The sequence below is a fragment of the Streptomyces sp. NPDC036813 genome, assembly GCF_055609245.1.
Map to the genome: position 1 here is coordinate 195,531 of NZ_JBVJPV010000002.1, position 26,255 is coordinate 221,785.

Annotated in this window: 20 protein-coding genes; 7 read left to right on the forward strand and 13 right to left on the reverse strand. The window is 73.1% G+C overall.

All coding sequences use genetic code 11. The features are described from left to right. Positions 1-47 precede the first annotated feature (47 nt). Positions 48-1,634 (forward strand): hypothetical protein, encoded by a 1,587-nt coding sequence (locus ACZ67Q_RS04950; protein ID WP_471176473.1) that lies wholly within the window; start codon positions 48-50, stop codon positions 1,632-1,634. A gap of 53 nt (positions 1,635-1,687) precedes the next feature. On the opposite strand, the gene ACZ67Q_RS04955 is transcribed toward ACZ67Q_RS04950, so the two are convergent. The 4 genes from ACZ67Q_RS04955 to ACZ67Q_RS04970 are packed head-to-tail and all read right to left on the reverse strand — an operon-like array spanning position 1,688 to position 8,873. Next, a complete protein-coding gene (locus ACZ67Q_RS04955) occupies positions 1,688-5,584 on the reverse strand; it encodes an nSTAND1 domain-containing NTPase (RefSeq protein WP_471176476.1) in 3,897 nt (1,298 codons plus the stop codon). After that, positions 5,581-6,012: a hypothetical protein gene (locus ACZ67Q_RS04960; RefSeq protein ID WP_471176479.1), complete on the reverse strand. Its 432-nt coding sequence runs from the start codon at positions 6,010-6,012 to the stop codon at positions 5,581-5,583. The genes ACZ67Q_RS04955 and ACZ67Q_RS04960 overlap by 4 nt, the downstream gene beginning before the upstream one ends. A 16-nt stretch (positions 6,013-6,028) precedes the next feature. Next, positions 6,029-8,254: an outer membrane protein assembly factor BamB family protein gene (locus tag ACZ67Q_RS04965; RefSeq protein WP_471176481.1), complete on the reverse strand. Its 2,226-nt coding sequence runs from the start codon at positions 8,252-8,254 to the stop codon at positions 6,029-6,031. 10 nt (positions 8,255-8,264) lie between these two features. After that, positions 8,265-8,873, reverse strand: coding sequence for a toll/interleukin-1 receptor domain-containing protein (locus tag ACZ67Q_RS04970; RefSeq protein WP_471176484.1), 609 nt, complete (start codon positions 8,871-8,873; stop codon positions 8,265-8,267). A 124-nt stretch (positions 8,874-8,997) separates the two neighbouring features. On the opposite strand from ACZ67Q_RS04970, the gene ACZ67Q_RS04975 reads away from it, so the two are divergent. The 3 genes from ACZ67Q_RS04975 to ACZ67Q_RS04985 all read left to right on the forward strand — a co-directional run bounded on the left by ACZ67Q_RS04975 (position 8,998) and on the right by ACZ67Q_RS04985 (position 12,192). Beyond that, positions 8,998-10,191, forward strand: coding sequence for a helix-turn-helix domain-containing protein (locus tag ACZ67Q_RS04975; protein ID WP_471176486.1), 1,194 nt, complete (start codon positions 8,998-9,000; stop codon positions 10,189-10,191). A gap of 403 nt (positions 10,192-10,594) precedes the next feature. Then, positions 10,595-11,920 (forward strand): lipase family protein, encoded by a 1,326-nt coding sequence (locus ACZ67Q_RS04980; RefSeq protein ID WP_471176489.1) that lies wholly within the window; start codon positions 10,595-10,597, stop codon positions 11,918-11,920. A 50-nt stretch (positions 11,921-11,970) separates the two neighbouring features. Next, positions 11,971-12,192, forward strand: a complete 222-nt coding sequence (locus tag ACZ67Q_RS04985) for a hypothetical protein (protein ID WP_471176491.1) — start codon at positions 11,971-11,973, stop codon at positions 12,190-12,192. A 60-nt stretch (positions 12,193-12,252) separates the two neighbouring features. Here ACZ67Q_RS04985 and ACZ67Q_RS04990 read toward each other — a convergent pair whose 3' ends face one another. Further along, the gene (locus tag ACZ67Q_RS04990; RefSeq protein WP_471176494.1) at positions 12,253-12,609 is read right to left on the reverse strand and encodes an ANTAR domain-containing protein; all 357 of its coding nucleotides are present in this window, start codon (positions 12,607-12,609) and stop codon (positions 12,253-12,255) included. Positions 12,610-13,068: 459 nt separating this feature from the next. Here ACZ67Q_RS04990 and asnB point away from each other — a divergent pair, with 459 nt between their 5' ends. Beyond that, positions 13,069-14,910: an asparagine synthase (glutamine-hydrolyzing) gene (gene asnB, locus ACZ67Q_RS04995; protein ID WP_471176497.1), complete on the forward strand. Its 1,842-nt coding sequence runs from the start codon at positions 13,069-13,071 to the stop codon at positions 14,908-14,910. Positions 14,911-14,917: 7 nt separating this feature from the next. Here the strand turns inward: asnB and ACZ67Q_RS05000 are convergent, their stop codons facing one another. The 8 genes from ACZ67Q_RS05000 to ACZ67Q_RS05035 all read right to left on the reverse strand — a co-directional run bounded on the left by ACZ67Q_RS05000 (position 14,918) and on the right by ACZ67Q_RS05035 (position 23,706). Beyond that, positions 14,918-15,700, reverse strand: a complete 783-nt coding sequence (locus ACZ67Q_RS05000; RefSeq protein WP_471176499.1) for a maleylpyruvate isomerase family mycothiol-dependent enzyme — start codon at positions 15,698-15,700, stop codon at positions 14,918-14,920. A gap of 39 nt (positions 15,701-15,739) precedes the next feature. Continuing rightward, positions 15,740-17,632: a DUF2264 domain-containing protein gene (locus tag ACZ67Q_RS05005; RefSeq protein WP_471176502.1), complete on the reverse strand. Its 1,893-nt coding sequence runs from the start codon at positions 17,630-17,632 to the stop codon at positions 15,740-15,742. Beyond that, positions 17,629-18,660: a hydroxyacid dehydrogenase gene (locus tag ACZ67Q_RS05010; protein ID WP_471176504.1), complete on the reverse strand. Its 1,032-nt coding sequence runs from the start codon at positions 18,658-18,660 to the stop codon at positions 17,629-17,631. The genes ACZ67Q_RS05005 and ACZ67Q_RS05010 overlap by 4 nt, the downstream gene beginning before the upstream one ends. Before the next feature lie 21 nt (positions 18,661-18,681). Continuing rightward, complete coding sequence (locus ACZ67Q_RS05015) at positions 18,682-19,545, reverse strand: carbohydrate ABC transporter permease (protein ID WP_471176507.1); 864 nt, start codon at positions 19,543-19,545, stop codon at positions 18,682-18,684. Then, on the reverse strand, positions 19,542-20,510 hold the full coding sequence (locus ACZ67Q_RS05020; protein WP_471176510.1) for a carbohydrate ABC transporter permease: 969 nt from the start codon (positions 20,508-20,510) through the stop codon (positions 19,542-19,544). The genes ACZ67Q_RS05015 and ACZ67Q_RS05020 overlap by 4 nt, the downstream gene beginning before the upstream one ends. Before the next feature lie 27 nt (positions 20,511-20,537). Continuing rightward, positions 20,538-21,878, reverse strand: a complete 1,341-nt coding sequence (locus ACZ67Q_RS05025; protein WP_471176513.1) for an ABC transporter substrate-binding protein — start codon at positions 21,876-21,878, stop codon at positions 20,538-20,540. A gap of 119 nt (positions 21,879-21,997) precedes the next feature. Beyond that, a complete protein-coding gene (locus ACZ67Q_RS05030) occupies positions 21,998-23,104 on the reverse strand; it encodes a substrate-binding domain-containing protein (RefSeq protein WP_471176516.1) in 1,107 nt (368 codons plus the stop codon). A 149-nt stretch (positions 23,105-23,253) separates the two neighbouring features. Next, positions 23,254-23,706 carry a hypothetical protein gene (locus ACZ67Q_RS05035; protein WP_471176518.1) on the reverse strand — a complete coding sequence of 151 codons (453 nt, stop codon included), beginning with the start codon at positions 23,704-23,706 and terminating at the stop codon, positions 23,254-23,256. 227 nt (positions 23,707-23,933) lie between these two features. On the opposite strand from ACZ67Q_RS05035, the gene ACZ67Q_RS05040 reads away from it, so the two are divergent. Together ACZ67Q_RS05040 and ACZ67Q_RS05045 are read left to right on the forward strand one after the other, a co-directional pair. Then, positions 23,934-24,767: a PP2C family protein-serine/threonine phosphatase gene (locus ACZ67Q_RS05040; RefSeq protein WP_471176521.1), complete on the forward strand. Its 834-nt coding sequence runs from the start codon at positions 23,934-23,936 to the stop codon at positions 24,765-24,767. Between the two features lie 477 nt (positions 24,768-25,244). Further along, positions 25,245-26,219, forward strand: a complete 975-nt coding sequence (locus tag ACZ67Q_RS05045) for an MASE1 domain-containing protein (RefSeq protein WP_471176523.1) — start codon at positions 25,245-25,247, stop codon at positions 26,217-26,219. Positions 26,220-26,255 lie beyond the last annotated feature (36 nt).

The window sequence follows — 26,255 nt, forward strand, 5'->3', positions numbered from 1 at the left end:
ACTCCCAAAGCGCCCACATGCGGGCGTAGTTGACGGGGGGAGCCGCCATGTCCGGGTACCCGTACGGCCCGAGCGGGCCGCAGGCCGTGCCGCCACCGCCGCCCATGCCCCCGCGGCCGCCCGCCCCGCCGCCCGCGCCCGCGGACGGTCTGCGGGCCGCCGCCGTGGCCCTGCTCAACCTCAGCGGTCTCGGGCTCGGCTACGCGCTGCTGCGCCGATGGCTGCCCATGACCGTCTGCTGGGTGGCGACCGCCGCGCTGCTCCTGGTGGCGCTGCCCGCCGACGCGGACGGTGTGCCGGGCGCCGCCCTCGTCCTGTACGCCGCATTCCTGGTGGCCGCCGCCGTCCATGGCGCCCTCGCCGGGCTGCGCACCCCGCTCGCCCGGCCGCCCCGCGCACCCGTCGCCCTGCTGCTCGGCCTGGTGCTGCTCGCCGTACCGGCGGGGGGAGCGGTGCTGTACGAGCGCGCCCGCGACGAGGCCGTGGAGCGGATGCTGCTGGACCGGCTGGCGGAGGCCGACCGGCTCGTGCGGGCCGGCGGCACGCAGTCCTTCACCGCCGCCGAGTCCGGTTACCGTCAGGCCCTGACCGCCTACGACGACCTCGACGCGAACCACCCCGGCTCCCGCGCCGCCCGCAAGGTGCCGGAACGGCTGCGCACCTACTACGCGACGATCGGCGCGCCGTACGACCGCAAGGACTACTGCGGGGCGATCGCCCCTCTGACCTACCTGCGCACGGTGCCGCAGACGATGTCCGCCAAGAGCGTCGGCACGCTGGCCGCCTGGCCCGACGACCGGCTGGCCACCTCGCTGTACGAGTGCGGGGCGACCGCGCTCGCGGGCGGCGACGGCACCTGGGCGGACCGGTTCGGGGATCTGCTGAGCGCCTTCTCCGGCTCCCCGCAGGCCGCCCGTGTGGAACCGGCGGTGCGGGACGCCGTGGGCCGGGCCGAGCAGGACGTGCGCGGCACCGACCCGTGCGCGGCCGTCGAGCGGTTGCGCGGTCTCGGCACCCGCATCGCCGATCTGTCCGACCGGAGCGCGGGCGCGCGTGAGGCGCTGACCAAGGACGCCGGGCGGGCCTCCACCAGCGCGGACGCGGGTGCGTACCCCTGCGGCGTCGACCAGTACAAGGACGGTGACTTCGCGGCGGCGCAGAAGACCATGGAGGACTTCGCCGCCGGGCACCGCGGCGACCGCAACCGTGCCCTCGCCGAGAAGATCGCCATCGCCGCAGAGGTCGCCCAGACCCTGCCCGCGGCCGGCAAGCACCTGCCCACCACCGCCGGCGGCGGCAGTGTCTCGGTGACCGTCAAGAACGACAGCCCCGACGACATCAGGGTGCTGTACACCGGCCCGGTCACCGGCTCCTTCACCCTCAAGGGCTGCGGCAGCTGCACCGCGTACTCCTGGGGCAGCACCCTCAACCCGGCGTTCAAACCGTGCGACGACAGCGGCAAGGACTATCCGCAGCGCACCCTCCAACTGCCGCCCGGCACCACCTGGTTCGTCCACAAGCCGGTCGGCGGGACCACCACCGCGGGCTCGGACACGGCCAAGCTGTCCTCCGACTACATCTACACGGAGTGCGCCTACACGACGCAGGGCCTGGGAACCGGCACCACGTCCTGAGATCCGGTCGCGAGCCGGGGTCGGCTCCGCCGTGAGATCCGGACCCGGCACTCCTAGGAGGTCACACAGGGTGGGGCGTACGGCAGTGGGACAACGTAGCGGCTCCATTGCTGCCGGCTCAGGGCACCGGAGCTCGCGGCGCAGATACGGCTGATGGCGGACTCGACCTTCAGGTCCCAGAGCGTGGCCACGCCGTCGTCGGTGGTGGCGGCCAGGGTGTGGCCGTCCGGGCTGAACGCCAGGACGTCGACGAATCCGGTCTCCACGGTCAGCGGCAGGCCGATGGGGGCGGGATGGTCGGGATCGGTGACGTTCCACAAGGTGATGGTGCCGTTGTCGGTGTGGCCGGCCGCTGCGAGGGTGCGCCCGTCCGGGCTGAACGCCACCGACCCCAGGCTGCCGCCGGGTACGGTCAGGGGACTGCCCCTGCGCATGAGGTGGTTGGGGTCGGTGGCATCCCACAGGGTCACGGTGCCGCGGCTGTTCCCGGTGGCGAGCGTGCGGCCGTCCGGGCTGAACGCCACCCAGGTGCTGGTTCCGGTCGGCTGGGAGACCGGCTGCCCGATGCGGACCCCGGGGTCCGTCGTACTCCACAGGCCGACCTCGCCTTTGCTGCTGCTGTCGCCGCCGGCCGCGAGCACCGTGCCGTCGCGGCTGAATGCCAGGGACAGGACGGATTTGGTGTGGTCGTTGGAGATGCCGGGGCGGGCGACGGGGTGTGCGGGGTCGCTGACGTCCCACAGGGCGATGCTGCCGCGCCATTGGTCGTCGCCGGCCGCGGCCAGGGTGCGGCCGTCCGGGCTGAACGCCAGGGCGAAGACGGGCCCGTCCGCCCCGGTGAGGGTCTCACGGAGGCGAACGGGGTGGCTGGAGTCGGAGGTGTTCCACAGCGTGACGGTGCCCCCCTTGTCGCCCGCGGCCAGGGTGCGCCCGTCCGGGCTGAACGCCACGGAGTGGACCGGCTCCCTGGGGCCGGTGAGCGGATCACCGCGGGGAGCGGGGTGGTCGGGGTCGGCGGTGTTCCACAGCGAGATGGTGTCGTTCTGGTTTCCGGCGGCCAGGGTGTGCCCGTCAGGGCTGAACGCCACGGAGGCGACATTGCCGCCGGCGCCGGTGATCCGGGTGGGCGGCAGATTCCACAGATCGACGTTGCCGTCGGTGTTCCCCGCGGCGAGGGTGCGGCTGTCCGGGCTGAACACCAGATCGGTCACCGTGTCGCCGGGGCCCGTCAGCGGCCGGCCCAGAGGGCCGATGGTCCCGGGGTGGGTGACGTTCCACAGATGGACGGTGTGGTCGGCGCTGCCGGCCGCCAGGGTGTGACCGTCCGGGCTGAACGCCACCGACGTGACGGCCTGGGCAGGACCCTTCAGCGGCTTGCCCAGGGGGGCGGGGCGGCCGGGGTCCGCGACGTTCCACAGGTGGACCGTGTTGTCCCTGGATCCGGCGGCCAGCGTGCGGCTGTCAGGGCTGAACGCGAGGGAGTTGACATGCTGTCCCGCCTTCAGGGAACGGCCGCGGGCGGGGTGGGCCGGGTCGGACGTGTTCCACAGTCCGACAATGCCGGCGTCGTCGTCGCACGCGGCGGCCAGGGTGCGTCCGGTGGGGCTGAACGCGATGCGACCGGAGAAGACGCCGGGGCAGTCGAGGTTCAGGGGCGCCCCCGCGGGTTTGACGTCGTCGGGCCGGGTGACGTCCCACAGGCTGACGAGTCCGGCGTGCCAGCCTGCGGCCAGGGTACGGCCGTCGGGGCTGAACGCCAGCGATTCGATGGCGGACGCGGCGTCCCAGTCCTGAACGGCGGACGCCTTCGGCCGGCCGAGCAGGACCGGGTGGCTGGGGCTGGTCAGGCTCCACAGGTCGACGAATCCCCCGGAACCGGCGTCACCGTTGTGGCTGGTGTGGCCGCCGACGGCCAGCACCCGGCCGTCCGGGCTGAACGCGAGCGACAGGATCGAATTGACGGAACGGTCCTCGGGCACGGGCCGGCCCAGCGCCACCGGACGGCTGGGATCGGAGACGTCCCACAACCGGACGAGGTTCTGGTCGACGTTCCCGGCCGCCAGCATGTGCCCGTCGGGGCTGTAAGCCACGGTGTACACCGCGCCGCGCGGGCCGGGGAGCCGGGTGTCGAGCGGAGTGTTCTCGGTCGAGATGAGCCGGGACGCCGCCTCGGGGGTCGGGTCCATGCGATAGGCGGTCAGCGCGAGTTGAGCGGACAGCGAGGGGTCGGTCGGCGCCAGTTGCACGGACTCGGAGGTGACGGCGGCGTTGATGGCCTGGTCACGGGCTTGCAGGGCCCGAGAGGCGGCTGCCCGGGCGTGGGACTCCTGCCGGAAGGCGAACACCGCGGCCAGCGAGGCGACCACGGCCAGGACGGTGATGGTGGCGACCGCGGCGCGCCGGAGCCGTTGCCCGCGCCGCTGGTGGTGGCGGGCGGCTGTCAGGAACGCCCCGGCGGCGCCGCTGAGTTCCGGCCCGTGCGTGTCGGCCCAGGCGAGGGCGGTCTCCAGACGGTTGCCGCGGTACAGCGCGGCTGCCTCCCGGCCGGCCTGTTCCCAGAGCGCGGCCGCCTCTTCCAGATCCTGGCGTACGAGGTTGCCGTTGCGGTCCTGCTCGATCCAGTCCCGCAGCCGGGGCCAGGCACGGATGAGCACCTCATGTGTCATCACCACCGTGTCCTGGTCCCGGGTCAGCAGCCGGCCACGGGTGAAGTCGTCCAGGACCCTGCCGGCCGCTTCCCGGTCCGGCGCATGCCGCAGCAACTCGTCGTACCGGACGCGCCGGCGGCTGTCGTCGGCGTCGCGTCCCACGATGACGAGCCGCAGGAACACCCACCGTGCGGCCTCCCGCGAGGGTGGCGGCAGGGTGTCGTAGAGCCTGTTCGCCGTGGTGGCGATGGCGCCCTGGATGCCGCCGGTGACGCGGTATCCGTCCACGGTGAGCGTGTGGCCGTGGCGCTGCTGCCAGGTGGCCCGCAGCGCGTGTGCGAGCAGCGGCAGCCGCCCCGTGGTGCCCGCACCGGCCGGCCCCCCGACCGCGCCCAGGTCCGCCAGCAGCAGCTCGACCAGACCGTCTTCGACGTCGAGCCCCACGTTGCCGGCCGGGCGGCGGATCGCGTCCTTGAGTTCGTCCTCCGTCATCGGCTCCAGCAGGACCGGTCCGGCCTGCAGCGCTGCCCGGAGCCACGGATGGGCCGTACACGCGGCATAGAAGTCCGCGCGCACTCCCAGCACCACCACCGCACCGCCCGTGGGCCGGGCCAGACGGTCGAGCAGGTCGATGAACCACTGCCGTTCGGTCTCGTCACCGCAGGCCGTGAAGACCTCCTCGAACTGGTCGACCACGACGACCAGGCCGGCGGAGGGGGACTCCCCGAGGGGCGCCGGATCGCCGGCTCCGGCGATCTCGCGCAGTTCGGCAAGGCACCCGGCCGGATCGGCCCGCCACGCCGGTGCCGTGCGCCGGGCGGTCTCGGCGTCGAGCCCGGCGGCGGCAGCCAGTGCCAGGGCCGGGGACGCCGTCGGGGTCAGCAGCAACCGCGGCCAGGTGCTCGAGCCCGCCACCGGAAGCCGGCCCTCGTCCAGAGCCGGCAGTACCCCGGCCGCGAGCAGGGAGGACTTCCCGGCCCCCGAGGGGCCGATCAGCACCAGCGGGCCGCCCTCACGCAACCGGACGTCCATCCGCTCGCACACGAGGTGAACCATGCGCTCACGGCCGTAGAACCACTGCTTGTGCCGCGCGCCGAACGGGGACAGGCCCGGGTAGGGGCACAGCACTTGGTCGGCGCCGGGGCCGGGCAGGGTTCTTCGCCCCTCGTCGCCGAGGCGGACGTGCAGATCGCGGCCGGCCTGGAAGACGCTGCCCCCGCCGGTCGCGCTCGCCTCCAGCCGTTTCGGCTGCCACAGGGGCGGCCCGTCGGGGGGCGGGGCACCGGTGCTGCGTTCCGTCACGCCTGTCCGCCTCTGGTGACGGTCATGTCCCGGCCGGCCTGGAACGCGTTCCCGCCGAAGACGTGTGCCTCCTGCGCCATCGAGCCGGTGATCTGCTGTTCCCGGGTTCCGGCAGCGCGCAGTTCCGCGCCGAGCAGAGCGCGCAGCTCGTCGACGATGTCCGGCCGCGTCGCCATCAGCCGGAGGAGGCGGGCCTGCCACTCGGAGACCAGCAGCCCCTGGAGCTCCTGGCCGTCGCCGGCCCGCCGTTCCTGCAGCAACTCGCGTCGTGCGTCGCTGAGTTCCGCCTCGACGCGCTCCGGGTGCGCGGACCGCCACAGCGACAGGACCGAGGACTTGACCGCCGCCCAGCCGTCCGTCGCCAGCAGATCGATCAGGCGCGCCGCGGCCGCCGATGCCAGGCCGGCGAGTTCCACGCTCGTCTCCATGTCTTCTCCTTGTCCCTTACCGCCCGTGGGCCGCGATCGCGGTCAGTGTCAGGTGGGAGGCGATGAACACGCGGTCGCCGCCCACCGTCCACCGGAATCCCACGTCCGGCTGCCCGGGGTCGCTGTATCTCCACCGGGCCCTGCCGGTGGCCGCGTCGATGGCCCAGAGCGTCTTGGCGGCGTCGGTGGCGAAGACGGTGTCGGCCGAACACTGCGCGCTCTTGCCGGAGATCCTGAGGGAGGCGTTGAACATGTTGGAACCGCCCATGTCGTTGGCCCCGTCGAGCGTCGCGACCCACTGGGGCGTGCCGTCGGCCGCGGCCAGGGCGACCAGGTCGGCGCCGACCGGTACGTAGACGGTCGCGCCGTCCAGTGCGGCGAACGGGGCGCCGATCTGGACCTGGTCGCCGCTCTTCGCGTCGAAGCGCTGATGCCACTTCTCGCTGCCCGTGGCCGCGTCGACGGCGAACAGCGTGTCGCCGTTGCCGCCGGCGAACACGAACAGTCCGGCGGCGTAGCACGTCAGCGGCCAGCCGGCGGTGAAGTAGTACGCGGCGTGCGGGACGGACACGTTCCAGCCGCGGGCGCCTTTCCTGCCGGCGTCGATCATCTGGACCCGGCCCGGCTTGTCGCCCGGGACGGCCGAGGTGGCCAGCAGGTGAGAACCGGAGGGCGGCACGAGCACGTTGTTGATGTCCGTGCCCTTGACCCGCCACAGCCCCTTGCCGGTCGCGGCGTCGAACGCACGGATGTAGCCGGTGCTCGCAGACTCGGCCGAGAACGACCGGGACGTGTCGAGCAACGTCCCGCATACGTACACCGTGTGCCCCGCGACGGCCACGTAGTGGCTCAGGTACATCGCCGCACGCGTGCCGCCGCCACGGTCGGCGTCGGCCATCTTCGTCGCCCACTTCACCTTCCCGCTGGCGGCGTCGAACGCCGCCAGCAGACCTGACCGACTCGGTGTGTCGCAGAGCAGGTAGAACACTCCGTCCGCATACGCCGTCGGGTACCTGTCCATGCTCGTGCCGAAGCCGTTGGTGGTGTTCAGCTGGGGGAACACGGATTTACCGGTCGCGGTGTCCAGGAAAGACGTGGCGGTGTCCGTGACCACCATGACCACCTTGTCGGATGCTTCCAGGCAGGTGGGGGCGTGCTTTCCGGCGCCCGACCATGCCTTGGCGGCGTCGGGTCCGGCCAGCACGATCGGTTGCGGTGCGGCGGTCGATGACGGCGACGCGGAGGGGGACGGCATGGGGTGCCCGGCTGACGCGGAGGCGGGCCGCCTGGCGGATCCGGGCCCGCCGGCCCGGCCCCCGGGAGCCGGCGACGAGTCGCCGGAGAAGGCGAGCGCCGCCGCGGCTCCCCCGAGTACGGCCGCGCCCCCGACGAGACCGATGATCAGCTTCCGGCGGCTGACACGCGAGCCGGGAGCGCTCGCCGGCGGCGTAGCCGACAGGTCCCGGCCGCCACCCCCGGCGGACACCGATCCCAGGGCAGCGGTCGCGGCGGCCATGTCGGCGGTCACCGCCGACGGCAGCCAACTGCCCGTCAGGGCAGGAAGGTTCTGGCGCCGCAGGTAGTCGACGAGTTGCTCGGCGGTGGGACGGTCCGCCGGTTCCGGGTACAGGCAGCCGCCGATCACCTCGCGCAGCGACACGGGGAGGGCGCTCGTGTCCGGCTCGCCCCCGGAAGCCGCGAACAGCACGGTCGACCCGAGGTCGAACATGTCGTCCGTCGGTGAGGGTGCTGGTCTGCCGGTGGCTCCCACGATCCCCAGGGCGCAGATGCGGGGCCCGTCCATGGTCAGCAGCACCGAGTCCGGGCTCACCTCACCGTGGACCGTGCCGGCCGTGTGGAGTGCGGCCAGCGCTCGGCCGAGGCCGTCGGCGAGCACCCGCAGAGCCGGTTCGGACAGCGGGCCGTGCCGGTCCACCGCCTGCCGCAGCGGCATTCCGGCGGTGAACCCGCTCGCCAGCCAAGGCATCGGCACGTCGGCGGCGGCATCGACCACCGGTGCGAGGAAGGCACCGGACAGCGTCCGTGCCGCCTCCACGGCGGCTCGGAACCGGTCCCGGAACCCCGGGTCCGCCGCGAGCTCGGGCTTCACGACGGTGACCGTGACGAGGAGTCCCTCGTCCGTGCGGGCGGCGAAGACCTCGCCCCCGCGGACGCTGCTCTGCCGTCCGAGCAGCGCATACGGCCCGATCCGACGAGCACCGTCTGCTCCGGGATGATCCATCGTCCGCCCCTCACGCCAGTCTGATCGTCTGGTCACGGGCCGCCTGGTAGGCGCTGCCACCGCCGGACACATGGGCCGTCATGGTGATCGACGGCTCCAGGACGGTGGCCGGCGCCTTGCCCTGCCCGGGTTCGGCAGCGGGGCCGGTATCGGTATCGGACAGGAGGGCGGTCACCGCGTCGCCCAAGTGCTCAAGGCCGGCCGGCAGATGGGTCTCCGGAACCCGGAGGAACTGCAGACGCGCCAGGTCCGCGATCTCGGCCGGCAGCGCCGAGGCGTCGGGCAGCATCGTCGCGTCACCCAAGAGGACCGGGACGACGCGGTTCCCCGCCCGCAGGGCCGTCGCGATCTCCACGCGGACCCAGTCGTGAGGCCGGTCCAGGAGCCGCCCTCCGTCCTCGGCTCTCGCCTCGAGCCACCCCGGCCCGATCAGGACGCACATGAGTTCGCACTCGGCGGCCTGCCGCCGCAGGATCTCGGCGAAATCCGCCCCGGGCGATATCGACCGGCCGGACTTGAAGATCTCGTCGGCACCCAGGCGGTCGGACAGCGCGCGGTAGACGCGGTCCCGCATCCACCGGGAGTCCGGTTTGCGAAAGCTGAGGAAGACGCGCGGCACAAGTGCCCCCTCTCCGGCAGGCGTTGACGTCAGACATCGTGCTCACCCTAGGGGCGCAGTACACGCCCGGTGGCTATTCACCGGGGATTGAATAGCGCCCGCAAGGCTCCGTACGCTGGCCGGTATGGAACCGGCGGACAGTGCGGCAGGGACGGTCCCGGCAGGGAGATCGAACAGCACGCGTCTTCCGCCGGGCGACTTCGGTGTCGTCCTGGCCGCGCTCCGGGCACGCCGGGGGTGGAGCGTGCGCGAGTTCGCCCGGCGTGCGAACGTCTCCGAAGGGCAGATCTGCAATCTGGAGAGCGGATCGCGCAACCCGACGCCCGCTGTGGCGGCGGCGTGCGACGCGGCCTTGGGCACCGGCGGGGAACTCGTCGAGCTGGCCGGGGCGGGCCGCCGCGACACCCGGACCGAGAGCCTCGTCGAGGCCGGGCCCGTGGCCGCCGGATACGAGCGGATCCTGCGGGAGCTCAAGGACATCGGCAGATCCACCGGACCGAGGCTCGTCACCGCTTCGCTGAAGTCGATCACGCGGACCCTGGCCGACGCAGCCCCGCTCGCCGTGGGTGAGCAGCGTGCCGAGATCTGGCTGCTGGCCTCGAAGTTCGCCGAATACACGGGGTGGATGGCACAAGAGGCGGGAAACCCCGCGCAGGCGTTGCGCTGGACCGATCTTGCTGTCCGCTGGGGCGCACAGGGCGGGGACGAAACGGTGGCCGCGTACGCCCTGGTCCGCAGGGCGGTCATCGCCCAGCACCGCGGTGACACCCATGCGGCGATGAATTTCGCCGACCAGGCGGGCGGGCACCCGGCGGCCAACGCGGTGATCCGCGCGCACGCCGCGCGCCGCGCGGCCCAGGGACACGCGCGCCGCGGGGATGCGGGGGCCTGCCGGGAGGCACTGGAGCGGTTCGGGAGCCATGCCGCCGAGGTCATCGGCGACCGGACCCCTCACTGGGGCCCGCGTATCGAGAACGGCAACCCCCGGCTCATCGAGGCGTCCTGCATGCTCGGCCTCCGCCGCTTCGAACTGGCCGCCGACCTGTTCACCGCCGAGCGCCGGCGCCGACCGGCCGTCCCGGCGGACAGCAACTCCCAGGCACGCTTCGCGGTTCGGCAGGCGACGGCCCTGGCCGGTGCCGGCCGCCTCGACGACGCCTGTCAGATCGTCGACGCCACGCTGCCCGTGATCAAGCGCGTCGACTCTGCCACCGTCCGCGCGGAGCTGGGCCGTTTCGTGGAACAGGCCCGGACCGGGAGGGCCCGCCCGGGCCAGCTCGCCCTGATCGACGCATCGGCCGCCCTCGCGATCGGCTGACCGCCGCGATCGGCCGGCAGTACGGACAGATCCAGCGCGGGCCTGCTCGGTTCCGGGGCCGCGTGATGCGTGGGAGGTGCAGAGGCCGTGGACGGAGACGAGGCTGGCGTGGTGGTGCCGGCCCCTGCGGGTACGGCCCCTGCTGCCGCGAGGTCCGGTCGGTTGCGCCGGAACTAGCTCTGCGCAGCCGTAATCAGACGCTGAGTCAAATTACTGAACCGTAACCTACCTGCCAGTACCGACGGTAACCCCCTGCCGGGTAGCGTCCGGGCACCAGCGGCGGCTCGGGGGCGGTTCGTGGGACGACGGACGCCCGTGCGCCGTCGCCTCCGGGTGTCCGGGCGACGCGCGGTGCCCAGCACACCGGAGGCTTCCTGCCGGCCGCTTCACAGGAGGTTCCCCCATGCCCGCATCCAGACGGCTCCTGGCCGTGGCGGTCACCACCGCCGCCTGCCTCGGTGCCCAGGCCCTCGGGGCCACAGCCGCCACGGCGTCGGACCCGGTCGTCTCCCGGGGCGTCACCATCCCCGCCTTCTACACGCCGCCCACCGCCCTGCCCCACGCGGACGGCGCCCTCGTGCGCAGCGAACCGCTCCCGCTGGCCCTGAGGCTGCCGAGCCTGCACGGACCGCTGCCCGGGACGGCGACGCGGCTCATGTACAAGTCGACCGACGCCAACGGGCAACCCATGGCCGTCACCGGTGCCTACATCGAGCCCACGGCCGCCTGGAAGGGCGACGGGCCCCGCCCGCTCGTCGTGGTCGCGCCCGGCACGATGGGCCAAGGCGACCAGTGCGCCGCCTCCCTCGGCCTGGAGCACCCCCTGCGGTTCAACGGCCGCACGGTCTCCGTCGGCTACGAGGACGTGTCCGTATACCGCCTGCTGGCCTCCGGCACCGCCGTCGTCGTCACCGACTACGCGGGCCTCGGCGCCACCGACCGGCTGCACACCTACGTCAACCGGGTGGACGAGGCCCACGCCGTCCTGGACGCCGCCCGCGCCGCCCGCTCGGTGCGCGGCGCCTCGGTCACCGCCGCCTCCCGCGTCGGCCTGTTCGGCTACAGCCAGGGCGGCGGGGCCACCGCAGCGGCCGCCGAACTGCAGCCCGCGTACGCCCCCGACGTGCACCTCGCCGGAACCTACGCCGGAGCGCCGCCCGCCGATCTGACCGAGGTCACCAAGGGGATCGACGGCACGGAGCTGACCGGCGCGCTCGGCTGGTCCCTGAACGGCTTCCTGCAGTCCGACCCGTCCCTGAAGCCCCTGGCCGACGCGCACCTCAACTCCGCCGGCCGGGCGGCCCTCGCCGACCTGTCCACCATGTGCGTCGGCGACGCCATCTTCCGCTACGGATATCGGCGCAGCACCCGCTGGACCACCGACGGCTCCTCGCTCGGCGACATCATCGCCGCCACGCCCAGGCTGCAGGCGTTCCTGGACACGCAGCGGATCGGCAAGCTGAAGCCGGCCGGTCCGGTGCGGGTGGCGACCGGTGTCAACGACAACCTCGTGCCGCACGCCCAGGCGCGCCGGCTCGCCGTCGACTGGTGCGCCCTGGGCGCCGACGTGACCTACCGGCCGGTCAACCTGCCGAACCTGGTCAGCCCGCTGATCAACCACTTCGGACCGCTGCTGGCCGACCAGGGCGACGCCGTGTCCTGGCTGACGGACCGGCTCTCGGGCCTGCCCGCCCAGAACACCTGCGCGAATCTGCCGGGGCAGCGCTGAAAAGCGCGGGAGGGGATGCGCGGCGGCCATGGGCGGGTGATCCTTGACCCATGTCCGCGCAGCGTCCCGTGATCGTGCACCCGCCGTCCCCGACGGGCGGACGGCGCGTGCGGGTGGACGGCGAGATCCTGGGTCTCGCGCACAGCCAGGCGGACGTCGTGGAGTTCCTGCGCCGGGCGGGCCTGGAGATCGAGGCCGACGAACTGGCCGACTCCCCGCTGATCGACTGGCGCGGCGTGGGCCCCGACGACTGGGGCACCGACCGCCCGTGAGCCCGGCCCGGCAGGTGTGCCGCGACCTCTTCGGCGGGCGCGCGGAGGCGTCGCGTGCGCTCAGCCGGGCCTGCGCCGGTCCAGCCGTGCCGTCAGCTGCGCCCGGACCTCCGCGGGCAGGGCGCCCGTCCGGCCCCAGGCGACGACCAGTTCGGCCACCCGGCGCAGCTTGATGTTCGTGCACATCGACGTCTCGCGCAGTGCGTCCCACGCCTCGGCCGGTGGCACGCGGCCGACAGCGACGACGACACCGATCGCCTGGTCGATCACGGCGTGCGAGGTCACGGCCTGCTTCAGCTGCGCGACCGTCTCCGTCAGCTCACGGATGCGTTCGGCTGCGTTCTCCGGCCGGCTGTGCCCGGCTGCGTTCTCCGGCTCCCGGAGCACACCGGGGAGCCGCTCGGCGTGGACGTCCACATGGCCTCCGCGGTCATCGGGAAGGATGTCTGTGGCCCAGTGCCAAGCGCCTGCCCCGAAGGGCGCGGGGTAAGCGCGTCGGCGTCGGACACCGCCGAACGCCGCACCCCCAAGGCGGTCGGGCCTCCTCCACCGTCACACCAGCGGCCGCACTCGGCAACAGCGGCGCCCCGGAACGGTGGAGGCGGGGATGTTTTCACAACTCTTTGCCCATGGCTGATTCCTGACGACCGCGGGCCGAGGCTGAGCCTCCGCAGGCTTTCGCGAACGTAAAGCGCGGCTGAAAACCCGAGGTCGCCCGGGATGTGCGGGCGAGGGCGGCGTTGACCGATGCCTGATCGATGACGCACGGTCGGAAGGTAGATGGTTCGTACAACTGGTTCACCGGGGCAACCGAGCTGATCGCGAACGCACAGGTCGGCGCGGTGCCACGGCGGACCGGAAGCAGGAGGCAAGGACATGTGCGGCATCACCGGCTGGGTCTCCTTCGACCGTGACCTCGGCGCCGAGCGCACCTCTTTGGACGCGATGACCGAGACGATGGCCTGCCGCGGCCCCGACGACGCCGGCACCTGGGCCCAGGGGCCGGCCGCGCTGGGCCACCGCAGGCTCGCGATCATCGACCTGCCCGGCGGGCGCCAGCCGATGACCGCCGGCACACCCGAGGGCACCGTCGCCCTCGTCTACTCCGGCGAGGCATACAACTACACCGAGCTGCGCCGCGAACTCACCGGCCGTGGGCACCGGTTCACCACCGACTCCGACACCGAGGTCGTCCTGCGCGGCTACCTGGAATGGGGCGAGGGCCTCCCCGAACGGCTCAACGGCATGTACGCCTTCGCCGTGTGGGACGCCCGCCACGACAGGCTCGTGATGGTCCGCGACCGCATGGGCATCAAGCCCTTCTACTACCACCCCACCTCCGACGGCGTCCTGTTCGGCTCCGAGCCCAAGGCCATCCTCGCCAACCCGATCGCCGCCGCCCGGGTGCGCCTGGACGGACTGCGCGAGCTCTTCACCGCGATCAAGACACCCGGGCACGCCGTCTGGGACGGCATGCGCGAGGTCGAGCCGGGCACCGTCGTCACCGTCGACCGCACCGGCCTGCGCACCCGCGCCTACTGGCGCCTGGAGACCCGGCCGCACACCGACGACCGTGACACCACCATCGCGACCGTGCGCACCCTGCTCGAGGACATCGTGCGCCGCCAGCTCGTCGCCGACGTGCCCCGCTGCACCCTGCTCTCCGGCGGTCTCGACTCCTCCGCCATGACCGCGCTCGCCGCCCGCCGGCTCGCCGAGCACGGCGAGAAGGTGCGCAGTTTCGCCGTCGACTTCGCCGGCCAGAGCGAGAACTTCGTCGCCGACGAACTGCGCGGCACCCCCGACACCCCCTTCGTGCACGACGTGGCCCGCACCGCGCACACCGAGCACCAGGACATCGTGCTCGACGCGCAGGCCCTCGCCGACCCCGCAGTGCGGGCCGAAGTGATCCGCGCCCGCGACCTGCCCGCGGGCCTCGGCGACATGGACGCCTCCCTCTACCTGCTGTTCCGCTCGATCCGCGAGCACTCCACCGTCGCCCTGTCCGGCGAGTCCGCCGACGAGGTCTTCGGCGGCTATCTGCAGTTCTTCGACGAGGAGGCGCGCCGCGCCGACACCTTCCCCTGGCTGGTGCGCATGGGCCGCCACTTCGGCGAGGACACCGGGGTGCTGCGCCCCGACCTGCTGCGCTCCCTCGACCTGTCCGGTTACGTCGCCGACGGCTACCGCACGGCCGTCGCCGGGGTCGAACGCCTCACCGGCGAGAGCGACTTCGAGTACCGGATGCGGCAGATCTGCCACCTGCACCTCACCCGGTTCGTCCGCGTACTCCTCGACCGCAAGGACCGCACCAGCATGGCCGTCGGCCTCGAGGTGCGCGTACCGTTCTGCGACCACCGGCTCGTCGAGTACGTCTACAACACGCCGTGGGCGCTGAAGTCCTTCGACGGCCGGGAGAAGAGCCTGCTGCGGGAGGCCACCGCCGACCTGCTGCCCAAGTCCGTCTACGACCGGGTCAAGAGCCCGTATCCGTCCACCCAGGACCCGAAGTACGCGGCCGCCCTCCAGGAGCACGCCAAGGACCTGCTCAGCCGCCCCTCGCACCGCGTGTTCGACCTCGTCGACCGCGACCGGGTGCGCCGGATGGCCGAGCGCGCCGAGCCGGTGAACACCCAGGCCGAGCGGCGCGGCCTGGAGCGCACCCTCGATCTGGCGATGTGGCTGGACATGTACAACCCCGAGATCGTGCTGAGCTGACGGCCGGTCAGTTCAGCCAGAAGCCGGTCCGCCGCAGCCACAGGTCGAGCAGCGGACGATCGCCACGGAACCCGAGGCGGTCGTGGACGGGCCGGCCGTACACGAGCAGCAGCAGGTCGGCGAGCGGTCCGCGCACGGTCACCGCCGCCGGCCTGTCAGCGTGCTCCCAGCGCGGGCCGTCCGGACCGAGGTCGACGAACCAGCCCCCTCCGGGCTGCTCGCTCGACGTGAAGCACAGGCTGCGCCCCTCGCCCAGCAGCGGCCCGGCGCCGTCGCCGCCCTCGTACACCTCGGGCAGCAGTCCGAAGCCCATCCACACGTCGAGGCCGTGCCGCGCGACGGCCGGGTCCAGGGCGTAACGCGCACCGACGGTCCAGGCCGCGTCGGCACGGTGCACGACCGTTTCGAACAGCGCGTGCCGCGCCCAGAAGGACACCGGCCGGCCGGGCATCGCCGTCCACACACGCACGTCCTCACCGGCCTCCGTGAACGCCTCCACCAGCTCCCGGGCCCCGTCGGCCAGCCAGCCGCCGAGGACCGCGGGGTCGCGGTCGTCGTAGTGGAAGACGTCGTCGACCAGGTCGTGCGGCACCTCGTCGGTGGCCCGGGTGCGCACGACCGTCTCCACCCACCGGTGCGCCCCACCCACGTGCCGCACCAGCTGGCCGAGGTTCCAGGCGGGGCAGGTGGGTACGCGGGCGGTGACGTCGGCGCCCTCCAGGAGCGCGCGCAACCGGTCGGTCTGGTCGAGGATCGCGCAGCAGTAGCGGTCGAGGCTCCAGTGCGTCATCCGCTCACCCTAGAACGGGTCGTGCGGCGACGGGTCCGGTCACGGCACCTCGTGCGTCACCCCCACCGGCTCGAAGGCGATCCGGGTACGCGCCCCGTCCCCGGCCCACACCACCTCGACCTGCCGGCCCGTCACCGTCACGTCCGCCACCGCGTCCCCCAGGCCGACGCCGTCCCCCGCGGTGAGCGCGGCCAGGCACACGTGCAGGGACGTGCCCCCGGCCGCACCGGTGAGCCGCGGCACCTCGGCCCAGCGCGTGTACGCCGTGCCCTGCGGGGCGCGGACGGCTCCGGCCGCGCCGTCGAAACCGTACAGCGGGTGGAGTGCGGAGACGAGGCCCTCCTCCGGGCCGGTGGCCCATCCCGTCTGGGTGACGCCCGCCCCGGCCGGCGCGCCGACCACCCGGTGCACCCGCAGCTCGTAGGGTCCCCTGGCCACGGTCACGCTCTCCACCCGCAGCCCCGGCACCATCGGCGCTCCGCCCGCGAACACCGGCCGGTGCCAGGACGCCGCCCAGCCCCAGCCGTCGCCGTGCCCGGCGCCCAGCGGCCGCAGCCGGCGCCGCACGCTGCTGCGGCCGCCGACCCGCACCGACAGATGGTTGTCCGCGACGTTGTCCGGCGCGCTCGGCCCGGTCCGTGTCGAGTACGCCTGCCGCCCGTAGTGCGGATCGGCCTCGGCCGCCGTCTCACCCTCGTGCGGACGCACATGGTCGCTGCCGTGGTTGTGCAGCCGTACGATTCCGTCGGCGCGCGTCGCCTGCACCAGCAGCCCCGGCGCGGGCAGCGCCAGCACCCGGTCGGCCTCCTCGACCGGCGCTGGCTCCTCCCGCGCGGTCCACAGCGCGTGCTCCGCCGGAGCGAGCAGCGCGACGAACGCCTTGGAGGCCCAGTACGGGGAGGCGGGGCCGGAGTACGACTGCAGGCTCGCCTCGTGCGGCCCGTGCCAGCCCAGCGTCAGCAGCCCGTCCTCGCTCAGCGCGCCGCGCTCGAGGAAGTACCTGAGGCTGCCGCTCGCCAGCCGCCGTGAGACCCCGGGGCCGAGCGGGGTGTGCCCGGTCAGCGCGCCCAGCGACACGGCCGCCGAGGCCGCGAAGCGGTACGTCAGCGAGCGGCCGAAGTGCAGCGGCGCCCCGTCGGCGCCGAACATCAGGGCGTAGCCGTCCAGGTGCTCGCGCAGCCGGGCGCCGTAGTGCTCCAGCAGCGCGCGGTCGCCGGACAGATGGGCGTCCAGCACCGGATACAGGTGCAGCGCCCAGCCGTTGTAGTGGTCGAAGGCCCGCCCGTCGCCGTCGGCGTACCAGCCGTCGCCCCGGTACCAGCTCTCCATCAGCTCCAGCGCCCGCTGCCGCGCCGCGGCGGTCTCCGCGTCCCCACGGCCCACCGACTCCAGGAACCCGGCGACGGTGTACGGGAACAGATACCAGTTGTTCGGCGCGGGCGTGTGCCGCAGCGCCCCGCGCAGCCACTCCTCCGCGCGGTCCTGCACCCCGGCGTCCAGCTGCTTCCACAGCCAGGGCGCGGTCAGTCGGAGGCCGAGGGCGACCGAGGCGGACTCCACCATCGGCTGGCCCTGCACATCGTGGTCGAGGATCAGCGGCCACGACTCGGTGTCGTCCCGCCCGGCGCTGCGGGTACCGGCGGTGAGCCCCTCGGCGTACCGCTCCAGCCAGCCGTGCGGGTCGTCGCCGCCCGCGCCGGCGACCCGGAAGGCGGCGGCGAGGAACGTGCGGGCGTACCCCTCGAGACCGTCGGAGCGCACCCCGGAACGGGAGGGGCGGCCGGGCAGGTCCAGCAGCGCGCCGCCCGGCGTGCGCCACCGCCAGGCCGCGGTGAGGAGCCCGTCCGCCACCGCTTCCCAGTGGGCGCGCGTGTACCCGGTGTGCGGGCTGGACGCCCGGTCCTCCGGCGGCAGTTCGAAGGGGATGCTCATGCGAGGAAGGCCAGCCTTTCGCGTCGTACGGGATGGAGGAAGCCGGCCCCGGAGGCCCAGCGGGCCGTCTCGGCTACGGCCAGATCGGCCAGGCGGCGCCACTCGTTGCCCTGGGAACCGGCGAGGTGCGGAGTGATCAACGCGTTCGCGCAGTCCCACAACGGATGGTCCGGCGGCAGCACTTCGGGCTCGGTGACGTCGAGGACGGCGCGGATACGGCCGGCCAGCACGGCGTCGGTGAGCGCGTCCTGGTCGATCACCGCGCCCCGGGCGGTGTTGATCAGGACCGCGTCGGGCCGCATCGAGTCGATCAGCGTACGGCTGACCAGGCCCCGCGTCGTGGGCAGCAGCGGCGTGTGCACGCTGACGGTGTCAGCGCGCCCGAACAGCTCGGCCAACTCGACCCTCTGCACGCCGAGTTCGCAGGCGTCGGCGTCGGTGACGCAGGGGTCGTGGAGCAGCACCTCGATGTCGTGCGGGCGCAGCAGTTCCACGACCCGGCGGCCGATGAGCGACGCCGAGAGGATGCCGACCGTGCGGTGGTGGTTGCCGACCGAGCGGGGCGTCGCCAGCGCGTCCATGCGGTGGCGCACCGCGCGGTACTCGCGGGCCCGCTCCAAGGCGCGCTTGCCGGTGAGCAGGATCATCGACAGTGTGTACTCGGCCACCGGCAGCGCGTTGGCGGCGGCCGCGGAGGACACCTCGACGCCGCGCTCCCAGCAGGCGTCGGTGACATGGCCGCGCACGCTGCCCGCGGTGTGCACGACGGCGCGCAGCCGGGGTGCCCCCTCGAGGACCGCCTCGTCCAGCGGCGGGCAGCCCCAGCCCGTGACCAGCACCTCGGCGTCGGCGAGCAGGGTCCGAGCCCGGTCGGTGGTCAGGTCGTCCAGCACGGGCGGGGGAGCGAGGTCACAGACCTGGCCGAGCGCGGCCAGCGAGTCGGGGTCCAGGACGGCCGCGGCGGCGGCCCGGGACATGGCGAGGACGGCGCGCGGGCGGTAGCCGGGGCCCGGCGATGACACGGTCATGGATCTCCTGTCGTGCGCGGCTTACTTGACGGCGCCGGCGGTCAGACCGCTGCGCCAGAAACGCTGGAGGAGGACGAAGGCGAGGATGAGGGGCAGGACGGCGAGCAGCGAACCCATGATCACCACCGGGTAGTACTCCGGCGACACCGACGCGGAGCTGTTCCACGTGTACAGGCCGAGGCTCACCGGATACAGGTCCTGGTCGGACAGCATGACCATGGGCAGGAAGAAGTTGTTCCAGATCGCCGTGAGCTGGAACAGGAACACGGTGACCAGCCCCGGCCCGAGCATCCTGAACGCCACCCGCGCATACGTCGTCAGCTCGCCCGCCCCGTCGATGCGGGCCGCCTCCAGCACCTCGTCGGGCACATAGCCCTGCGCGAAGATCCGGCCCAGGTAGACGCCGAACGGGTTGAACAGCACCGGCACGAACACCGCCCAGAAGGTGTTGACCAGCCCGGCCTTGGACGCCATCAGGTACAGCGGCAGCGCGAGCACCGTCTGCGGCACCATCACCGCGGCGAGCACCAGCCCGAACAGCTTCTCCCTGTGCCGGAAGCGGTACTTGTCGAAGGCGTACCCGCAGGCCACGCTCACCAGCGAGCCGATCGCGGCGCCGAGCACCGCGTACAGCAGGCTGTTGAGGTACCAGCGGCCGTACTGGCCGTCGTCCATCGTGAACAGGTCGCGCAGGTTGTCGCCGAAGGAGAAACCGCTCGGCGACAGCAGATCGCTGCCGGACAGCGCGTCGCGGTTCTTCGCGGCGGCCAGCACCAGCCACAGCACCGGCAGCAGCGTGTACAGGACGGACACGCCGACGACGACGTTGACGGTGGCCCTGCCCAGCAGCCTCGGGCGCGGCAGGGTGCTGTCGGGGGCGCTCATCGGGCCTCCTTCGCGTCGGCGCGGCTCGTGAAGCGGGTGACGCCGTAGGACAGGGCGATCGTGCAGGCCAGCAGCACCACCGACGCGGCCGCCGCCAGGCCGTAGTTGTTGCGGGTGAAGGCGGCGTCGTAGATGTACATGCTGGGCGAGAAGCGGGAGCTGATCATCGGGGAGGACTGGCTGAGCAGCATCGGCTCGGTGAACAGCTGCAACGCCCAGATCAGCGTGAACATCGCCACCGTCACCAGCGAGGCGCGGATCAGCGGCGTCTTCACCTGGAGCGCGGTGCGCACGGGTCCGGCGCCGTCGACCACGGACGCCTCGATCACCTCGCGGGGCACGGCCTGCAGGGCGGCGTAGAAGACCACCATGTTGTAGCCGAGGTTGGACCACAGGGCGATGTTCACGATGGACGGCAGCACGGTGTGCAGGCCGAGGAAGTCGATGTGCCAGTCAGCCTTCGCGAACAGGTCGATGACGGGGCTGATGCCCGGGGTGTACAGGTACAGCCAGATCAGCGCCGCGATGATGCCGGGCACCGCGTGCGGCAGGAACAGCCCGAGCTGCGCCCAGGCCCGCAGCCGTACGACGCCGGAGTCCAGCAGCAGGGCCAGGGCGAGCGCGCCGGCGACCATGAGCGGGATGTAGATCAGGCAGTACAGGGCGACCGTGCCGAGGCCCGCGAGGAAGGTGGGGTCGGTCAGGACGGCGGTGTAGCTGCGCAGGCCCACGAAGACCTGCCGTTCCGGGCCGAAGCCGAGGCCGGGCTGGTCGTCGCTGAAGAAGCTGAGGTAGAGGGCCGTCCCCACCGGGATCAGGAAGACGGTGACCAGCAGTGCGAAGAACGGCGTCATCAGTACGCCGCGCGCTGCTCGTTGCCGGCGCTTGGCCGCCCGGCGGGCGCGCGCGGCGGGCGCGGGTGCGCCGGCGGTCGTCGTGCGCTGCGGGGTCGCGGTCAGGGCCATGGGTTCTCACCTGCCTTTCGGGCGGCTTCAGGTGGTGTGCTCGGTGGTGGACAGGCCGAGGGCCTTGAGGTCGGGCATGGTGCCGTCCTGGGCCGTGCGCAGGGAGTCGACCAGGGTGCCCTGGCCGGCGCCGACCCGGGCGAAGGAGTCCTGCATGACCTTCTGCGTGGCGGTCATCCGCGGGCCCCACACCCAGCCGTCGCGGATCTTGGCGGCCTCCTGCTCGAAGAGGCGGTAGATGTCCTGGCCGCCGTAGTAGGAGCGGTCGAAGGCCTCCCGGCCGACGGCGACCAGTGCGGTCGCCGCCGGGTACTGGCTGGATGTGCCGCTGGACAGACGGGCGCGCAGCGCGTCGGGGTGGGAGACCTGCCATTCGATGAACTCCATCGCGGCCTCCGGGTGGCGGCTGTCCTTGGTGACGGCGAAGGTCGAGCCGCCGTGCGTGCCCACGTACGGCCGGGCGGTGTCCCACTGCGGCAGCGGGGCGATGCGCCACAGGCTCTTCTGGCCGGGGCGCGCCTTCATCTGCGCGCCCGCGTCCCAGGCGCCGCTGAGCCGGGTGAGCACGAGCCCGTTGGCGATCTGGGCGTCCGCCTGGCGGCTCTCGACCGCGTTCACGAACACGTCGTCGCGGTCGATGAGGCCCTGCCAGAAGCCGGCGACCCGGCGGGACGGCGCGTCGGCGAGGGAGACGTTCCAGGCGCCGCCCCGGGTGTCGAACCAGTGCGCGCCGGCCTGCCAGGCGTACGCCGCGAACTGGGTTCCGCCGTCGGTCGGGAACAGCACCAGGCGCCGGCCGGGAGCCTTGCGCCGGACGGTCGCGGCCAGCTCGGCGAACTCCTCCCAGGTGCGCGGGGGCCGCAGTCCGTACTGCTGGAACAGGTCGGCGCGGTAGTGCATGACCATCGGCTCGACGTCCAGCGGGACGCTGAACACACGGCCCTCGAACGTCGTCAGCCCCAGCGCCTGGGGCAGCAGCTTTTCCCGCAGGGCGTCGCTGACCAGACCGGTGATGTCCCGTGCGACGCCGTCGATGGCGAAGCCCGGCACCTGGGGATACTCGATGGTGGCGACGTCCGGCGCGTTGCCCGCCCGGGCGGCGTTGCTGAGTTTGGCGTAGCCGCCCTGCCCGCCGGAGGGGATCTGCTGGAACTCCACCTGGACGGTGCGGTGTGTGCGGTTGAACGCGTCGACGACCTCCTTGCTGCCGCGCAGCGCGGACCAGAAGGTGATGCGTGTGACGGTACCGGTGCGCGATCGCGCGTCACCTGCGCTGCTGCACGCGCTCACGCCTGCGGCGAGCGGCGCGGCGGTCAGTGCGGCGAGCACGGACCGACGGCTGGGTCGACGGCTCGGTCGACCGGGCATGGTGCCTCCCGCGGCTCCTGCGTGTCCGGGACACGGCTGTTCGGGGACACCGGCATCCTCGGGCGGCCGACCGTAAACGGTCAATAGATCGATCAGAAGAAAATTAAACGTTCAAACGCTCATCGGGCGGGCCGGCCGGCCGGAGCCCGGGTCGAGCCGCGCACCATCAGGGAGGGCAGCAGCTCGACGCGCTGCACCGCGCCGGCCGCCGACCCGCCGGTGCGGCCCAGGCGGCGCAGCAGCAGCTCGGCGGCCACCCGGCCTACCTCCGCCTTCGGCGGGGCCACCGCTGTCAGCGGGATGCTGCCGAGGGCGGCGACCACGTCGTCGTACGCCACGACCGAGCAGTCCTCCGGCACCCGCACCCCGTCGTCCGCCAGCCGCTGGACCAGCATCAGCGCGTCCACGTCGCCGTGCAGGACGGCGCCCGTCGCCCCCACCTTGCGCAGGGTCGCCGCCAGTTCCGCGGTCTCCTGCCCGGTGTACGGCCCGTCCTGCCCCGCCTCCGGGGCGCTGAGCAGCCACGCCCACTCCTCGACGAGCGGGTGGGCCTCGGCGATCTCCCGGAAGGCGGCCCGCAGCGAGCGTGCGGTCGGGCTGTCGTCGCGGGTGGCGAACACCAGGCGTCGGTGACCCAGTCCCACCAGGTGCTCGACGGCGAGCCGGGCGCCATGGACATGGTCGGAGCAGACGGAATCCATCGCCTGCAGCGCGCTGTCGGGGCGGGGACGCCGTTCCATCAGCACGGCCGGCACCTCCAGGGCGGCCAGCCACGCGTAGTCGGCCTCCTCCACGGCCCGGCTGCGCCAGCGCGGTGCCAGCAGCAGCCCGCGCGCGCCGTCCGCGAGGGCCCGCTCCACCAGCGGCCGCTCGGCGCCCGCCACCTGCGGCGCGATGTGCAGCGCGATGCGCAGCCCGGCCTCCTCCAGCACCGTGCGGGCGCCGTGCAGGGTCTCGGAGAGATACGAATGCCGCTCGGGTACGACCACGGCGACCGCGTCCCCCTCGGCGGCGCCCCCCGCGGGCTCCTCCTGCGCCGCCAGCGCCGAGCGCACGACACCGTGCCCGCGCCGCAGCCTGCCCTCGCGGGTCAGCTCCTCCACGTCCCGGCGCACCGTCACCACCGACACCTGGAGCTCCGCCGCGAGGTCGCGCACCCGGGCGGCTCCGCGGGCCTGCACCGCGGCGAGGATGCGCTGACGCCTGAGATCGACCGGCTCCCGCACGTGTGCCTCCCCGTCCCGCGGATGTTCGTTTGAGCGATTTGGCTCATCATAACGATCGGCCACGGGGCGGGGAGGGGGTGGAACGGATTCTGTTCAGAGCGGTCCGGCCAGGGGCGGTCCGGTCAGGTGGTCCGGGGTGGGGGGCGGCGTCAGTCCCACAGGGGATAGGTCACGACCCGTTCGAATCCGCTCGGCCGGCCGTCGGTGTACGTCAGGATCATCCGGGTGTAGTGCTGCGTGCGCGGATGCTTCTTCCACGGCTTCGGGTGGTCGAGCCGCACCTTCACCGCGTAGGAGTGGAAGTGGCCGGCCGCGCAGTACGGCTTGCAGTCGTTGACCGCGTTGACGCCGTCGGCCACCGCAGCGCCGGAGTCCCACCGCTTCCAGTGCAGCGAGGCCAGGCGGCTGTTGCCGTCACCGCAGGCCAGGATGAAGTCGGCGGGGCGCGTCTGCGGATGCCACAGGCAGTCCACGAGCACGGGAACGGGCGCGCGCCGCGCGGCGGTGGCGGACGCCGAGGCCGACGACACCGGTGCCGTGGCCGCTGCGAGTGAAGCGGCGGCACAGAGAATCAAGGCCGCCCTCAGCGTGTGTGTGCGCATGGTCCGCTCCCGCTGTCGTCCGCACCGCGCCGGCCCGACCGGCACGGCGGTACGACCGTTTCATGCCGGGGCGACGACGTCTGGTCCGACGCTACGACCCCCGCGCGCAACGCACCACTCATCTGGAGCAACCAGCCCCTGATGGTGACATCCCCGTTATCATCACCTAAGCGCGAAAACAGATGATGTGTCCCTGAAGCGGGGCTTTCGTCCCGGCCGGAGTGATCATGTCCCGCAAGCGTCCGTCGGACGACGGCGATGAGCTGCTGGCCAGGCTCGGTGCCCTGACCGCGCAGGCGCGCGAGCGCGCGGAACTGCAGCGCTCGCAGGTCGAGCTCGCCATCGCCCTCCAGCGCGGCATGCTCCCGGCCCACCTGCCCGACGCACCCGGCTTCCATCTGGCCGTGCAGTACACGCCGGCCAACTCGGGGCTGAGCGTCGGCGGCGACTGGTACGACGCGTTCACCCTGCCCGACGGCCGCATCGGCCTGTCCATCGGCGACGTCCAGGGCCACAACATCGACGCCGCCGCCTTCATGGGCCAGGTCCGGGTCGCGCTGCGCGCGCTGGCCTCCGTCACCAGCCACCCGGGCGAACTGCTCACCCGGACGAACGACCTGCTGCTGTCCCTCGGTACGGATCTCTTCGCCACCTGCACCTTCATCCGGCTGGACCCGGCCACCGGGCTGCTGGAGAGCGCCCGGGCCGGCCACATACCGTTCGTCTGGGCCACCGCCGACGGCCGCTCCGGCATCGCCGAGGGGGAGGGAGGGCCGCCGCTGGGCGTCCTGGACGGCATCTCCTATCCGGTCGCCCGCCACCACCTCACCACCGGCGGGGTGTTCGTGCTCGTCACCGACGGCGTGGTCGAGGGCCCGGCGCTCGGCGTCGACGAAGGTCTTGACCAGGTGGTTCGCCTCGCCGGAGTAGCCGCGGTCGCGGGCCTGGAGGCCACGTCGCTGGCCGCGGCGGTGATCAGGGGCGCGGAGCGCGTCGGGCACGCGGACGATGCGGCGGTGCTTGTCGTGGGACATGACGGGGTGGTGCCTCGGGGGGAGTGACGGTGCCTTTGCCTGCGGCGCCTGTGCGGGGGCGTTGTGGCTGGGCGTGTTTGCCTGCGGCGCCTGTGCGGGAGCGTTGTGGCTGGGCGCCTTTGCCTGCGGCGGCGGGTCGTGGTTCGGCTGCGGGCCGGTGGGGGCTGGTCGCGCCGTTCCCCGCGCCCCTTTTTGTGCCTGCGGCAGCCCGTGGCGGTGCGTGGTGGGCTGGTGTCGCGCCTGCGGTGCGTCGTGGGTCGGGGCCGGGGCGGGGGGTGTCCGTCCTCGGTCCGGCCGCCCGTTCCCCGGAGCGGTGCTCTGTGCCGGTGCCGGACGCTGCGGGCGGACACCCCCACCCCGGCCCCTTCCCGCCGTACGCGGGTGCAGCAGCGCCGTGGTGTGCGTGGCTGCGGGCCGTCGCGTTGTGGAGCGTCGCTCGGCCATAGGGCGGGATCTCGGCGCGTCCCGTCTTGCCGAGTCCGGGTGGCGGTGTCTCATGGCGGTGTGGTGGCTTCCCGGGACCTGCGGCGACCGGCCGTGATCGTGCTTCAGGCGCTGGCCGTCGCCGCCTGCTACTACGCGGCCGGCCGGCTCGGCCTGATGCGGCAGCTCGTGGTCGAGAGCGCGGTCGTCACCCCCATCTTCCCCGCCTCCGGCGTCGCCGTGGCCGCGCTGCTGATCCTCGGTCTGCACGTGTGGCCCGGCGTCGCCGTGGGGACACTGCTGCTCATCGCGTCCATCGCCCCCGTCCATTTCGACGTGCTCGGCACCGTCGCGGGCAACACGCTCGCCCCCGTCTGCGCCTGCCTGCTGCTGCGCCGCGCCGGCTTCCGGCTCAGCCTGAGCCGGTTACGCGACGGGCTCGCGCTCGTGTTCCTCGGCGCCCTGACCGCCATGCTGGTGAGTTCCTTCGCGGGCGTCGGCCTGCTCGTCGGCACCGGCAAACTTCCCGCCGGCGACTTCTGGCCGGTCTGGCTGGCCTGGTGGGTCGGCGACGCCATGGGCGTACTGATCGTCACCCCGTTGCTGCTGATGCTGTACACCCTCGGCGGGCGGCCTCCCCTCACCCGCTGGAAGGAGGCCCTCCTTCTCGCCGTGATCGCCTGCGCCCTGATCCCGCTGGCCACCCACTCGACCCTCAGCGTGCTCTTCCTCGTCTACCCGCTGCTGATCTGGGCGGCCCTGCGCTTCCGCCTCGCGGGCAGCATGCTGTGCGCGCTGCTCACCTCCGTCCTGGCCACCGTCGCCGCCACCGACCGCGTCGGCCCCTTCGCACAGCTCACCCGGGTCGAGGTGATGGTGAAACTCCAGGCCTTCAACGGCTCCATGGCCCTGACCGCCCTCCTGCTGTCGGCCGTGATCACCGAGCAGCTCAACACCCGCCGCTCGGTGGAGAAGGCCTGCCAGGAACTCGTCGAGGTCCTCGAACACCTCACCGCCGGCGAGCCGCCGCCCCCGCGCGACCGCACCGACCACTGACGCGGCCCCCCGGTGCCCACCCTCGCGGGATCTCCG